This is a genomic window from Hyphomicrobium sp. (assembly GCF_036833075.1).
In the GTDB taxonomy this organism is placed as follows: domain Bacteria; phylum Pseudomonadota; class Alphaproteobacteria; order Rhizobiales; family Hyphomicrobiaceae; genus Hyphomicrobium_C.
On record NZ_DAITQL010000007.1, the window covers coordinates 1 to 13,300 of the forward strand.

Sequence of the window (13,300 nt, forward strand, 5' to 3'; positions counted from 1 at the left end):
GCCTCGAGCACGCCGAGGCGCGCGGCGCGAAGATCTACGCCGAGGTGATCGGCTATGGCATGTCGGGCGACGCCTATCATATCACGGCGCCCTCCGAGACGGGCGACGGCGCCTTCCGCTGCATGCGCGCGGCCTTGAAGAGCGCCGGCCTCGCGCCCTCCGACATCGACTACATCAACGCCCATGGCACCTCGACGCCGATGGGCGACGAGATCGAGCTCGCCGCGGTCGAGCGCCTGTTCGGCAATACGCAGGCCAAGGTTTCCATGTCGTCGACCAAGTCGTCGGTCGGCCATCTGCTCGGCGCGGCCGGCGCGGTCGAGGCCGTGTTCTCCGTGCTCGCCATCCGCGACCAGATCGCGCCCGCGACGCTGAACCTCGAGAACCCCTCGGTCGAGACGGCGATCGATCTCGTGCCGAACACGCCGAGGAAACGCGAGATCAACACGGTTCTGTCGAACTCGTTCGGCTTCGGCGGCACCAATGCCTCCCTCGTCCTGCGTAAGGTCGCTTAGAGCGTTTTCGAGCGGCGTGAATCCCCGTCCGGCGTCGGATCCACCGTGGGTCAGTCAGCCGGCGTCCGGGGTTTTGCCACAATAAGCTCGGACTATCCGGCCCGCGTGTGGGGACGCGCAATCTGCCTGAAAATGCGAGACGGGAAGGGTCGATGAGCAGAACGCGCCGGGATGGTCCGCCTACGCTGTCACGGCGTGATGGCGTCCGTCCGAGAAGCCCGGCCGAGGCGCTCGAGCCGGGACGCGCCCCGCCGCGCCCGCATGGCGTTCGCCAGCGCGGAGACTCCCGCCTCGTGACCGGTCTCGCCCGCGTCGTGAGCAGCATCCTGACGGTGCTTCTTTTCGTCATGGTCTCCGCCGGCGCGCTGACGCTGCTGGTCGGCCACCTCTACACCCGCCCCGGACCGCTCACCGTCAGCCAGACGGTCGTGGTCCCCAAGGGGACGAGCTCGAACAAGATCGCAGACGAGCTCGAGCAGGAGGGCGTCGTTTCGAGCCGTTGGGCCTTCATGATCAACTACCTGGTGCAGAGCCGCCTGCACCCCGACACGGTTTCGCTGAAGCACGGCGAGTATCTGTTCAAGCCGGGCGCCAGCATCCGCGAGGTGATCGAGGTTCTCTCCGAAGGCAAGGCCGTCCAGTACAAGGTCACGATCCCCGAGGGCCTGACCAGCCAGCAGATCGTCGAGCGTCTCAAGAGCGAGGAGAACCTGTCGGGTGACATCACCGAGGTTCCTCCCGAGGGCGCGCTCCTCCCCGAGACTTACAGCATCGAGAAGGGCATGCCGCGCCAGGAGCTCCTCGAGCGCATGCAGCTGAAGCAGAAGCAGGTCGTCGAGCGCGCCTGGGAGCGCCGGCGCAAGGACCTTCCCTTCCGGACGCCGGAGGAGGCCGTGGTCATGGCCTCCATCATCGAGAAGGAAACCGGCCGCGCCGACGAGCGCGACCGCATCGCCGGCGTGTTCGTCAACCGCCTGAGCAAGGGGATGCCGCTGCAGTCCGATCCCACCATCCTCTACGGCATCTACGGCGGCGGCGTGCAGTGGGGCAAGCCCATCATGCAGACCGAGAAGGAGACGAAGAACGACCACAACACCTATCAGATGAAGGGATTGCCGGCGACGCCGATCTGCAACCCCGGACGGCCCGCGCTGGAGGCGGCCCTCAACCCGTCCGAGCACGGCGAGCTGTTCTTCGTCGCCGACGGCAGCGGCGGCCACATCTTCTCGGCGACGCTCAAGGAGCACAACGCCGCCGTCGCCAACTGGCGCAAGACGGAGAAGGAGATCCGGGCCCGCCAGGGAGCCCGCGAGACCGCTGGCGTGGCTCAGCCTGCCGAAAACCCGGTCACCGAGCTTCCCAACCCGCCGGCCGAGGCACCGCCGGCAGGCACCACCGGGGCCAAGGCGCAGCCGGTCGCCGCCAAGGGCGAGGCCGCGTCCGCGCCGGCCACCGCCTCGACCGTTCCGCCCCCGGTGCGCAAGCCGAAGAGGCCTTAGGGTTTTTCGGTTTCGGATGGAATTGTCCCTCCTCACCGGGAAGCGATCGTCAATGCGGAGCATGGCTCCGCCATGACCATGCGGAGCATGGCTCCACTATGTCCATGCGGAGCATGGCTCAGCCATGATGGGGAGAGGTCGCGCAGCGAAGCTGCGCGGGTGAGGGGTTCGTCGCAAGACCATGCGACCAATCACCAACCTGGAACGTCCGATCCGATTCCATCGGATCGCGAGACGCTCTAGCCGCCGGCGGGCCATCCTCCCGATCGCCCGATCCCCTTGCGACCCGCGCCCGGCCCGCGTACCTCTGTCGCGCTGAGATTTGGCCTCCCGCGAGATCTCCCGACAGAAGGCCCGACAGTTCCCATGACCCTGCAGAGCATGACCGGGTTTGGCCGCAGCGACGGCGCGCTCGACGGCACGGCGTGGCATTGGGAGCTGCGCAGCGTCAATAATCGCGGCCTGGACCTGCGCCTGCGCCTGCCGCCCGGATTCGAGGCGCTGGAGCCGAAGATCCGCGACCGCATCGCCAAGTCCGTGGCCCGCGGCAGCGTCAACGCGAGTCTCAGCGTTTCGCGGCGCACGCGCACCGGCGAGGTGCGCGTCAATCAGGCAGCCCTCGACCGCGTCGTCGCCATCGCCACGCGCTTGAGCGAGGCGATCGGGGCCGAGACGCCGCGCGTCGAGACGCTGCTCGGCCTCAAGGGCGTGCTCGACATCGCCGACGAGGCGGAGGACGAGGGCGTCCAGGCCGCCGAGCAGGCCGCCATCCTCGCGGGGCTTGAGGTGGCGATCGCCGCGCTCGTGGCCTCGCGCGGCGAGGAGGGGATGCGGCTGAGGGACGTGGTCCTGCGCCAGGTGGACGATATCGCGCGCCTCGCCCAGGCCGTCGAGGCCGCACCCTCGCGCTCCGTCGAAGCCGTCCGTGGCCGGCTGGCCGAGCAGGTGGCGCGGCTCATGGAGACGGGCCAGGCGCTCGATCCCGTGCGCCTGCACCAGGAGGCGGTTCTGCTTGCGACACGCGCCGACGTCGAGGAGGAGCTGAAGCGCCTGCGCGCGCATGTGGAGGCCGCCCGTGCCCTCCTTGTCGAGGGCGGCGCCATCGGCCGCCGGCTCGACTTCCTGGCGCAGGAGTTCAACCGCGAGGCCAACACCCTGACCTCGAAGGCGGCCGACCAGGAGGTGGCGCGGGCGGGCCTCGCGCTCAAAGTCGTGATCGACCAGATGCGCGAGCAGGTCCAGAACATCGAGTAGCCAGATAGCCGCTGCGTTGGCTGAAGCTGGCGTCGGGCCCGGCCGCCCGAAATCGGAAGCAGACGCATGCTGGTTTTCCATTGATGGAAAACGTGGTCTAACCCCGCGGGTCGGAGAGACGCGAGGAGCAGGGGGAATGACCAGCGAAAAGCCAAAGATCGAGCGGCGCGGCCTGCTGCTGGTGCTGTCCTCTCCGTCGGGCGCCGGCAAGACATCCCTGTCGCGCGCGCTCCTCGATGCCGACCCCCACATCGCGCTCTCGGTCTCCGTCACCACGCGCAAGCCGCGCCCCGGCGAGGTGGACGGCCGCGACTATATCTTCGTGGACGAGAAAACCTTCAAGTCCATGGCCGAGAGCGATCAGCTCCTCGAGTGGGCCACCGTCTTCGGCAACTCCTACGGCACGCCGCGCGCACCCATCGAGCAGGCGGTCGCGGAGGGGCGCGACGTGCTGTTCGACATCGACTGGCAAGGCACCCAGCAGCTGTCGGAGCGCACGGCCGGCGAGCTTGTGCGCGTCTTCGTGCTGCCGCCGTCGGCGGACGCGCTCGAGCAGCGGCTCAGAACCCGCGCGCAGGACCCCGCCGAGGTGGTGGCCAAGCGCATGGCCGAAGCCTCCTCCGAGATCAGCCACTGGGCCGAGTACGATTACGTGATCGTCAATGCGGATCTCACCGAGAGCAGTGCCGCGCTACGCGCGATCCTCGCCGCCGAGCGCTTGCGCCGCGAGCGCATGACCGGGCTTTCGTCATTCGTGCGCGGATTGCAGGCGGCGCTGACCTGACGCGGTTTCGAGCAAAACGCCGTCCGCACCACGCGAGGTCATCGCGTCGAACAAGCAAAGAGGGCGCTTCGCATCCCGTCAGAGGCGGCGCTGCCGGCTCGCGTCTCTACGGGAGCTCGCGCCCATAGCTGATGACGGACAGAAAGCGGATCGGAAGCGTGATGAGCTCCTCCGGTCCATGCGGCGCATCCGCATCGAAGAACAGGCTGTCGCCGGGTTTCATCGGATAGAGCTTGTCGGCATGGCGATAGACCACCTCACCCTCGAGAACGTAGATCAGCTCGAGGCCGCCGTGCTGGAACAGCGGGAACACGTCCGATTCCTCGGTCAGCGTGATGAGATACGGCTCGACGACGACGGCGCCGGACACGCCGCCCGTATGCCCGAGAAGCTGGTACTGGTGGCCCGCGCGCGTGCCGCGCCGCTCGATCAGCAGCCCTTGGCCCGCGGACACGAACACAGCATCGCGCCGCTCCTCGAAGCGACGGAAGAGGGCAGTCACCGGTACGCCCAGCGCTTTTGAAAGTCGCTGCAGCGTCGTCAGCGACGCGCTGGTGACGCCGTTTTCGATCTTCGACAGCATGCCGAGAGACAGACCCGCCGCCTTCGCGAGATCGGATGCCGTGATGCCGAGCTTGTTGCGGAACGCGCGCACCTCACGGCCGATGGCGACCTCCAGCATATTGTCACGCGAGCCGGTGAGCGCGTGCGGATCCTGATCCTTGGGATCGACGGTGGCCAGAACCGCCGTGAACTCGTCGGAGCGCAGTTTTCGAATGCCTGGGCGGTACGGATCGTCCGTCGCGCGCGGGTCGTTCGGGGCGGCCTTCTCATGGCTTGCCGTTTTCTGGCTCATGCGTCCGTCGCCCCCAAACGTCTCTATCCAAAAAAAACCGCCCAAGGGCAGGAATGGCCAGGGACAAAAACGAGCAACCGAAGCTGGTTACCGCTCAAAAAGTGCCACCGACACGCCCATTCAACCACGATTGGCGTCGATCTGGCAACGTTGACGTCTGCGCGCCTGTCTCCCCCGACCGAACCGGTAACTACGCCACCAAAATTCTTAGTGTGCAAGCGCCGTTTGCTTCCTCCTATTCAAAAATAATTCTTGTGAAGGTGTGCGAAGGCGTCAGAATGTCGCGACAGGTAGGGAGATTCACCGTGTGCCAAGAACGGAGGTATCTCCGCTTAAGGTGCACACGCCCGGCGTACGAACCGGAGAGACGTCTTCCGACCTGCAAAAGCCTGCGAAACCAAGTTGCACAATTACAAAATACGAAGCGAGGAAAACGAACATGGGAAGCAAAACAACAGATGACCCGCGGAATATCCATCTTCGAGCCTGCTCAACCGGCAGGTCCCTCCCGGCGCGTCCCCGGACCGTACATGACATCAGTGGGAGCGCGCTGAAATGAGCGAAATGCACAACGATACCCTCGACTACGCAGAAGGCGGTCTCCAGTCGGGCACCAACTGGTGGGGTGCCTTCGTCATCGGCCTTGCCGGAACCATTCTGGTCACAGGCGCCGCGCCCGCGTTCCTGACCGTCTTCGGCGCCTCCTACATCCCCTTCATCACCTTCTTCACGCTGACCGGCGTGATACTCTGTCTGCTGCTGGCCGAACTCTCGGCCATGATGCCAGGGCGCACCGGAGGGTCGCCCTCCTATGCCTATCCGGCCTATAAGGATCGCTTCCCGCGCCTCGCGCCTCATGTGAACGGCATCACCGCCTGGATGTACTGGGTGGGCTGGATGCCGGTGGCGCCTCTCAATATGATTCTGGCCTCCTTCTACATCACCCACCTTCTGGGCCTGGACGCGACGAGCGGTATCACGCCGGTCAGCACGTTCATTTCCTACTGGACGCTGGCCATCACCGCTATCGGTCTGCTGCTGCTGTCGATCCTGGCCTATCTGGGCATCCGCTTCGGCACGGGCATGGCAACGTTTCTCGCCGTTCTGTCGATGATACCGCTGACGTTCCTGTCGGTCGGCTTCATCTTCAACATGGATGCCGCCAACTGGAATGAGCTGTGGGGCTTCAGACATCTTGATGGAAGCAGCTTCTGGGATCCCATGCTGGCCACCAATGGCGAGATGGTGTCGCCATGGATCATGTATATCGCCTATGCCTTCCCGCTTCTGTGGACGGTGATCGCCTTCGAGGCGGCGGCCTGCTACATCGGAGAATGCCACAACCCCGGGCGCGACGCGAAGATCGCCATGACGCTCGAAGGCGGGTACGGCGTCTTCGTTTACACCATGCTGCCGATCTCGTTTGTCGTCATCCTTGGGGCCACCGCGCTTTCGAACCCCGAGCTGGTCGATCCGAAGACCATGTTCGTGACCTTCGCTTCGAAGATCTTCCCGGGCGTGGCGGGAACGGTCATGGAATGGGCGATGGGCGTCATGCTTATCATCGCGCTCGTTCTCTCGGCTCTGAACTCGCTGATGGGGTGCTCACGCTCGCTCTATCAGATGTCGATCGACGGGCAGTTCCCGCGTTTCTACCAGCACCTCAACTCACATCACGTGCCCGATCGCGCCATGCTCACCAACGTGATCGCCAGTCTGGCGATTGCCTTCATGGGCGGCGCTATCGAGATCTACTCGTTCTCGAACGTCGGTTATCTTGGCTCGTTCGTGCCGGTGCTGATCGGTTACTATCTGCTGAAGAAGAACCGTCCTAACCTCAAGCGTCCGTTCAGCCTTCCGAACTACTTCATGTACATCTCTCTGGCGATCGCCGCGCTCTACTTCTTCGTCTGGCTGGTCGGCGGGGTTGTGTACTCGTACTACGGTGGACAGGCGATATACTACTTCATCGGCGTCTTCGCGATCTTCCTTTACCTGCCGCTCTACTGGTATCGGAAGTGGGAAGATCGCCGTGATGGCGTCGTCAGCTATGCTTCGCCGTGAGGAGTGTGAATAGCGTGTTGCACGAACTGATCGGGCACAGGCTTTTCAGCAAGGGGCAGCGCGACCGCGCTGCCTCTATGCACCACATCATGGTTGCATCCGAAGGCCGAAGCTTCAGTGACGAGACCCTCAAGATGGCGGCCGCCCTCCTTCCAGCCGAAGGCGGCCGCATCCTGGTTCTGACTGTTGCCCGTCTGTGGGGAACAAGTTGGGGCCTTCCCCATCGCGGCCTGCGCCCAACTCCCCGAGAGATGGATGAGCAGCGCAGCAATCTGGACTCGGCCATTGCCCGTCTGGAGAAGATGGGCATCGAAACGAGGGGGCACATCGTCACGACGCGACAGCCAGCGAGAAGCATCCGCAAGATTGTGGACGAGAGCGGGTGCGATGCCGTTGTCATGGGAGCAGATCCACGTCGCTCTGCTCTCGTGTCCTCTCTGATGTGGAGTCAGGAGCCGTACCGTGTCCAACGGGCGTTACGCGTTCCTGTCTATCTATCCTGTCCGGACACCAAGGCGCTCCCAACGCCCAAACCCGATCGCAAGCGGTCGGCTCGCAAGAAGCCGATCGGCCGCGCGGCGCCGACAGGCTCCTGAAACATGCCTGCTGCACCGCATGACCGACATGCGTTGTGGCGTTTCCGTCAGCCCTTCAGCTTCGTCCTGCGACGATGCTGGATTTGTGGCTGACGTGTTTGACTGCTCACCGAACCTGGAGAAATGACGTGTACAAACATATTCTGCTTCCGACTGACGGCTCTGAATTGTCCATGCAGGGTGTGGAGCAAGGAATGGCATTGGCCAAGGCCCTCAACAGCAAGGTCACGGTCATCATGGTTGCCTTGCCATATCCGCTGATGCATCCGGCGCCCGGTGAAACGTGGCGCAAGAGCCAGCACGACGCCGCCGAAGCCGCCTTCAAGACGATCAAGGACATGGCCAAGGCATCAGGCATCGAGGTGTCGACGATCACCAGTGTCAACGAATCGCCGGCCGACGCCATCGTGGAGGCCGCCGAGCAGCAAGGCTGCGATCTGATCATGATGTCCTCGCACGGGCGGCGTGGAGTGCGTCGACTGCTGCTCGGAAGCCAGACCGCCGCGGTGGTGAGCCACAGCCCGGTTTCGGTTGTCATCGTTCGCTAGCAGGCCGCTGACAGAAGGGCCGTGATGGCCGGCATCTCGTTTCGAGGGATCGATGGACGGTTGGCGCAATTGGGTCGGAACACCGGTCACGGGATCCGGACCAACGCCGCCGTCCATCCGATCAGCTTCGGCATCCCGATCAGAGTGCAGGCCATCGTCGCCAGGGTGAAGCCGTGACGTATCCCGTCAAGACCGCACACGTTCACGGTGCTCACCCCGGCGATCGGGCGCGGCTGGGGTCTCCGTCTCTCAAGGCGCGCCCGTCACCCGCTGTCGCCCCGATCCCCTCGAGCTTGAGCGCCAGCCGCTTGATGACGTGCCCGGCCTGCTCCCGAGGAGTGCGCAAACACCGTCCGCGCCAATCGCGCACTTCGATGAGGACGCGCCTCACCCCCTCGATGTCCTTCGGACGCACGTCCGCGGCGAGCGTCATGGCTCGCGCTCATGCAACCGAGCCCTTGCGCGTCGGAGGGCACACCGAGTGCTCCGTCTCGATGCGCGGCCATGAGGCAGCCGCTTTCGGTATCGCATGTCTTTCAACACCGCTGGCGTTTGTTTCCCGCCATGCGATGCCGCTCGATCATCCGCTCGTCAGTCGTACGGCAGCGGGTCTTTCTCGTCTCAATGCTTTCAATTTTCGACGCCAATTGAATGAACCGAAGGGGGGAGGACGTCTGGCGTCACGTGCCGCGAGTATTCTCGTGGGAATATTTCTTTCGTGGGAGTTGAATTCACGGAAAGTCACTGCTATTGTGTTTTGATTGAAACAACGCGAGCGTGGGGGTACCCGGCCGATGTGTGGAATTGTTGGACTTTTTATAAAGGACAAGGCGCTCGAGCCCCGGCTCGGAGAGCTGACGGCCGGCATGCTGGCCACCATGTGTGAACGCGGGCCGGATTCGGCCGGGTTTGCCATTTACGGAGCGCCGGAAGCGGGCAAGGGCAAGGTCACGCTGCAGTCCCCGACGCCGGACGTGGATTTCAAGGGACTTGCCAAAGCCATTGAGAGCGCGATTGGCAGCAAGGTGACGTTGGACGTGAAGTCCACCCACGCCGTGCTGACCTGCGACGAAGGTAAGATCGAAGCAGCGCGCTCTGCGATCCGCGAGCAGTTCCCGAACGTGCGCCTCATGGGCCGCGGCGAGGCGATCGAGATCTACAAAGAGGTCGGCTATCCCACCGAGGTCGCCAAGCAGTTCGATCTCGCCAAGATGACCGGCACGCATGCCATCGGTCATACGCGCATGGCGACCGAGAGCGCCGTCACGACGCTCGGCGCGCATCCCTTCTCGACGGGCCCGGACCAGTGCCTCGTCCACAATGGATCGCTCTCCAACCACAATAACCTGCGCCGCGAGCTCAAGCACGACGGCATGACTTTCGAGACCGCCAACGACAGCGAGGTGGCTGCCGCCTATCTGACGTGGCGCATGAATCAGGGCCTCAACCTCGGCCAGGCGCTCGAGAAGAGCCTTGAGGATCTCGACGGCTTCTTCACGTTCGTTGTCGGCACCAAGAACGGTTTTGGCGTTGTGCGCGATCCGATCGCCTGCAAGCCCGCCGTGCTGGCCGAGACCGATCAGTATGTCGCCTTCGGATCCGAATACCGCGCCCTTGCCGGATTGCCCGGCATCGAGAACGCAAAAATTTGGGAGCCTGAGCCCGCCACTGTTTATTTCTGGGAGCGCTGATTACGATGCGATCGATTGATCTGGAGAAAACGCCGCTCCGCGAGCTGAATAATAATCTGCACCAGCTCAAGGATGGCACCAACGAGACCGAGTGGGATGTGCTGAACCCGCGTGGTCAGCATGCGATGGCCGTTGGTCTCGACGCGCCGGTCACGGTGAACATCCGCGGTTCCGTCGGCTATTACTGCGCCGGCATGAACAAGCAGGCGACCGTTGTCGTGCATGGATCCGCCGGCCCTGGCGCCGCGGAGAACATGATGTCCGGCCGCGTGGTGGTGAAGGGCGACGCGAGCCAGTACGCCGGCGCGACGGGTCGCGGCGGTCTGCTTCTCATCGAGGGCAACGCATCGTCGCGGTGCGGCATCTCGATGAAGGGCATTGACATCGTCGTCAAAGGCAACATCGGGCACATGTCTGCTTTCATGGCCCAGACCGGCAACCTCGTTGTGCTCGGCGACGCCGGTGACGCGCTCGGAGACTCGATCTACGAGGCTCGCCTGTTCGTCCGCGGCAAGGTGAAGAGCCTCGGCGCCGACTGTATCGAGAAGGAGATGCGCCCCGAGCATCACGATGCCCTGAAGGCGCTCCTCGAGAAAGCCGGCGTCAACGGAGTGAAGACGTCCGAGTTCAAGCGTTATGGCTCGGCACGCAAGCTCTACAACTTCAACATCGACAACGCGGACGCATATTGATATGAGCTATCATAACCCCCCGACCACGCCGCGTAAGTCAGCGCTTTTCGACGACTATACGCTCTCCGAAATTCGCCGTGCTGCCCAGACGGGCATCTACGACATCCGCGGTGGCGGCTCGAAGCGCAAGGTCCCGCACTTCGATGACCTCGTGTTCCTCGGCGCCTCCATGTCGCGCTACCCGCTCGAGGGCTACCGCGAGCGTTGCTCGACGGCAGTGACGCTCGGCACGCGCTTCGCCAAGAAGCCGATCGAGCTCAAGACCCCGATCACCATCGCTGGCATGAGCTTCGGCGCACTGTCCGGCAACGCCAAGGAAGCGCTCGGACGCGGCGCCACGATCGCCGGCACGTCGACCACCACCGGCGACGGTGGCATGACGCCGGAAGAGCGCGGCCATTCGGAGAAGCTCGTCTATCAGTACCTGCCCTCGCGCTACGGCATGAACCCGGACGATCTGCGCCGGGCGGACGCCATCGAGGTCGTGGTCGGCCAGGGCGCCAAGCCCGGCGGCGGCGGCATGCTGCTCGGCCAGAAGATCTCCGATCGCGTTGCTGAGATGCGCACGCTGCCCAAGGGCATCGATCAGCGCTCGTCCTGCCGCCATCCTGACTGGACCGGCCCGGACGATCTCGAGATCAAGATCCTCGAATTGCGCGAGATCACCGACTGGGAGAAGCCGATCTACATCAAGGTCGGTGGCGCGCGCCCCTACTATGACGTCGCTCTGGCCGTGAAGGCGGGCGCCGACGTGGTCGTGGTGGACGGCATGCAGGGCGGCACGGCTGCCACGCAGGAGGTGTTCATCGAGCACGTTGGCCAGCCGACGCTGGCGTGCATCCGGCCCGCCGTTCAGGCGTTGCAGGATCTCAACATGCACCGCAAGGTGCAGCTCATCGTCTCCGGCGGCATCCGCAACGGCGCGGATTGTGCCAAGGCGCTGGCGCTCGGTGCGGACGCGGTTGCCATCGGTACGGCGGCTCTGGTCGCGCTTGGCGATAACGACCCGACCCTCGAGGAGGAGTACCGGAAGCTGAACACCACGGCCGGCTCCTACGACGACTGGCACGAGGGACGCGATCCGGCCGGCATCACGACGCAGGATCCGAACCTTGCGATGCGCCTTGATCCTGTGAAGTCGGGCCGTCGCCTGGCGAACTACCTCAAGGTGATGACGCTCGAGCTTCAGACCATCGCACGCGCAGCCGGCCACAATCACGTCCACAACCTCGAGCCGGAGGATCTCTGCGCGCTCAACATTGAGGCAGCCGCCATGGCGCGGGTGCCGCTAGCGGGAACGAGCTGGATCCCGGGACAAGGCAACTTTTAAACACGGCTCCAAAGCACTGCTCCTCGGATCCCAGATCCGGGGAGCACGTCGTAAAAGCTAAAAAAAGCGGCGGCTTCCAGGGGAAACGTTAACCCAAGCATGGGGAAAACCATGACACACGATCTCGCCACCATCGACAAAGAGAACGAAATTCGCGCTGCACAGGATCTCTCCCTGATCGCAAAAGATCGGGGCATTCGCTACTTTCTGATCTCCTATACCGATCTTTTCGGCTACCAACGCGCAAAGCTGGTGCCGGCAACGGCGATCGCCGACATCCAGAAGGGCGGCGCAGGCTTTGCCGGTTTTGCGGGCGGCTTCGACATGACGCCGGCGCATCCCGACACGCTGGGCATCCCCGACCCCTCGGGCCTCATCCAATTGCCGTGGAAGCCCGAGGTGGCCTGGGTTCCCGCCGATTGCATCATGGATGACAAGCCCGTCGGCCAGGCGCCGCGCGTCGTCCTCAAGAACGTCGTCGCCCGCGCCGCCGAGCTTGGCGTTCGCGTCAAGACCGGCGTCGAGATCGAGTTCTTCCTGATCAATCCCGACGGCACGCAGGTTTCGGATTCCTACGATACCGCCCCCAAGCCTTGCTACGACCAACTCGCGATCATGCGCCGCTATGACCTCATCTCCGAGGTCTGCGACTACATGAACGACCTCGGATGGGAGCCGTATCAGAACGACCACGAGGACGCCAACGGTCAGTTCGAGATGAACTGGCTCTTCGACGACGCCGTGCCGACGGCGGATCGCCATGCATTCTTCAAGTACATGCTGCGGACGATCGCGGAAAAGCACGGCATGCGGGCAACCTTCATGCCGAAGCCGTTCGCCACGCTCACCGGCAACGGATGCCACGCCCATATTTCCGGCTGGGACGTCGCGACCGGCAAGACCAGCACGTTCTACGACAAGAACGACCCGATGGGCCTGTCGAAGGTCGCCTACAACTTCATGGGCGGCGTCATCAAGCACGCGTCGGCGCTGACGGCCCTCACCAACCCGGTGGTCAACTCCTACAAGCGCATCAACGCGCCGCGGACGGCTTCCGGCTCGACCTGGGCGCCGAACAGCGTCACCTGGTCCGGCAACAACCGCACGCACATGGTGCGCGTGCCGGGCAAGGGCCGCTTCGAGTATCGCCTGCCCGATACGGCCGTGAACCCCTATCTGTTGCAGGCGGCGATCATCGCAGCCGGCGTCAGCGGTATCGAGCGCAAAGCCGATCCCGGCCCGTCGCTTGATATCGACATGTATCAGGATGGGCACACGATCAAGGACGCGCCCCGCCTTCCGCTGAACCTGCTCGACGCCATCCGCGCGTTCGATGCCGACACCGAGCTCAAGAACTCCCTCGGCGCGGAATTCTCCCAGGCCTACATCAATATGAAGATGAAGGAATGGAACAGCTACGCCACGCACTTCTCCCAGTGGGAGCGTGACAACGCCATCGACTGCTAGAGCG

General features: G+C 64.0%; 13 protein-coding genes and 1 pseudogene. 12 read left to right on the forward strand and 2 right to left on the reverse strand.

Translation table 11 applies throughout. From position 1 onward, the window contains the following. From V7082_RS03680 to gmk, 4 genes and pseudogenes are all read left to right on the forward strand, one after another. A pseudogene (locus V7082_RS03680) lies at window positions 1–515 on the forward strand (beta-ketoacyl-ACP synthase II); the annotation flags it as partial. A gap of 152 nt (window positions 516–667) precedes the next feature. Then, window positions 668–2,014 (forward strand): endolytic transglycosylase MltG, encoded by a 1,347-nt coding sequence (mltG, locus tag V7082_RS03685; protein WP_334146269.1) that lies wholly within the window; start codon window positions 668–670, stop codon window positions 2,012–2,014. Window positions 2,015–2,380: 366 nt separating this feature from the next. Next, window positions 2,381–3,268 (forward strand): YicC/YloC family endoribonuclease, encoded by an 888-nt coding sequence (locus tag V7082_RS03690; RefSeq protein ID WP_334146270.1) that lies wholly within the window; start codon window positions 2,381–2,383, stop codon window positions 3,266–3,268. A gap of 136 nt (window positions 3,269–3,404) precedes the next feature. Continuing rightward, window positions 3,405–4,052 carry a guanylate kinase gene (gene gmk, locus V7082_RS03695; protein WP_334146271.1) on the forward strand — a complete coding sequence of 216 codons (648 nt, stop codon included), beginning with the start codon at window positions 3,405–3,407 and terminating at the stop codon, window positions 4,050–4,052. 106 nt (window positions 4,053–4,158) lie between these two features. Here the strand turns inward: gmk and V7082_RS03700 are convergent, their stop codons facing one another. Then, window positions 4,159–4,908 (reverse strand): helix-turn-helix domain-containing protein, encoded by a 750-nt coding sequence (locus tag V7082_RS03700; protein WP_334146272.1) that lies wholly within the window; start codon window positions 4,906–4,908, stop codon window positions 4,159–4,161. Window positions 4,909–5,463: 555 nt separating this feature from the next. Between V7082_RS03700 and V7082_RS03705 the strand changes: the two genes are divergently transcribed. The 4 genes from V7082_RS03705 to V7082_RS03720 all read left to right on the forward strand — a co-directional run bounded on the left by V7082_RS03705 (window position 5,464) and on the right by V7082_RS03720 (window position 8,293). Further along, the gene (locus V7082_RS03705; RefSeq protein ID WP_334146273.1) at window positions 5,464–6,972 is read left to right on the forward strand and encodes an APC family permease; all 1,509 of its coding nucleotides are present in this window, start codon (window positions 5,464–5,466) and stop codon (window positions 6,970–6,972) included. 14 nt (window positions 6,973–6,986) lie between these two features. Continuing rightward, window positions 6,987–7,568 carry a universal stress protein gene (locus V7082_RS03710; RefSeq protein WP_334146274.1) on the forward strand — a complete coding sequence of 194 codons (582 nt, stop codon included), beginning with the start codon at window positions 6,987–6,989 and terminating at the stop codon, window positions 7,566–7,568. 173 nt (window positions 7,569–7,741) lie between these two features. Continuing rightward, window positions 7,742–8,116: a universal stress protein gene (locus V7082_RS03715; RefSeq protein ID WP_442909749.1), complete on the forward strand. Its 375-nt coding sequence runs from the start codon at window positions 7,742–7,744 to the stop codon at window positions 8,114–8,116. A 24-nt stretch (window positions 8,117–8,140) separates the two neighbouring features. Continuing rightward, on the forward strand, window positions 8,141–8,293 hold the full coding sequence (locus tag V7082_RS03720; protein WP_334146276.1) for a hypothetical protein: 153 nt from the start codon (window positions 8,141–8,143) through the stop codon (window positions 8,291–8,293). Window positions 8,294–8,327: 34 nt separating this feature from the next. On the opposite strand, the gene V7082_RS03725 is transcribed toward V7082_RS03720, so the two are convergent. Beyond that, window positions 8,328–8,549, reverse strand: a complete 222-nt coding sequence (locus tag V7082_RS03725) for a hypothetical protein (protein ID WP_334146277.1) — start codon at window positions 8,547–8,549, stop codon at window positions 8,328–8,330. A gap of 361 nt (window positions 8,550–8,910) precedes the next feature. On the opposite strand from V7082_RS03725, the gene V7082_RS03730 reads away from it, so the two are divergent. The 4 genes from V7082_RS03730 (at window position 8,911) to glnT (ending at window position 13,296) form a co-directional block, all read left to right on the forward strand. Continuing rightward, complete coding sequence (locus tag V7082_RS03730) at window positions 8,911–9,807, forward strand: class II glutamine amidotransferase (protein ID WP_334146278.1); 897 nt, start codon at window positions 8,911–8,913, stop codon at window positions 9,805–9,807. A gap of 5 nt (window positions 9,808–9,812) precedes the next feature. After that, window positions 9,813–10,499, forward strand: coding sequence for a GXGXG domain-containing protein (locus tag V7082_RS03735; protein ID WP_334146279.1), 687 nt, complete (start codon window positions 9,813–9,815; stop codon window positions 10,497–10,499). 1 nt (window position 10,500) lies between these two features. Beyond that, window positions 10,501–11,829 (forward strand): FMN-binding glutamate synthase family protein, encoded by a 1,329-nt coding sequence (locus V7082_RS03740; RefSeq protein ID WP_334146280.1) that lies wholly within the window; start codon window positions 10,501–10,503, stop codon window positions 11,827–11,829. A gap of 111 nt (window positions 11,830–11,940) precedes the next feature. Next, window positions 11,941–13,296, forward strand: a complete 1,356-nt coding sequence (gene glnT / locus V7082_RS03745) for a type III glutamate--ammonia ligase (protein ID WP_334146281.1) — start codon at window positions 11,941–11,943, stop codon at window positions 13,294–13,296. The last annotated feature ends 4 nt before the right edge of the window (window positions 13,297–13,300 follow it).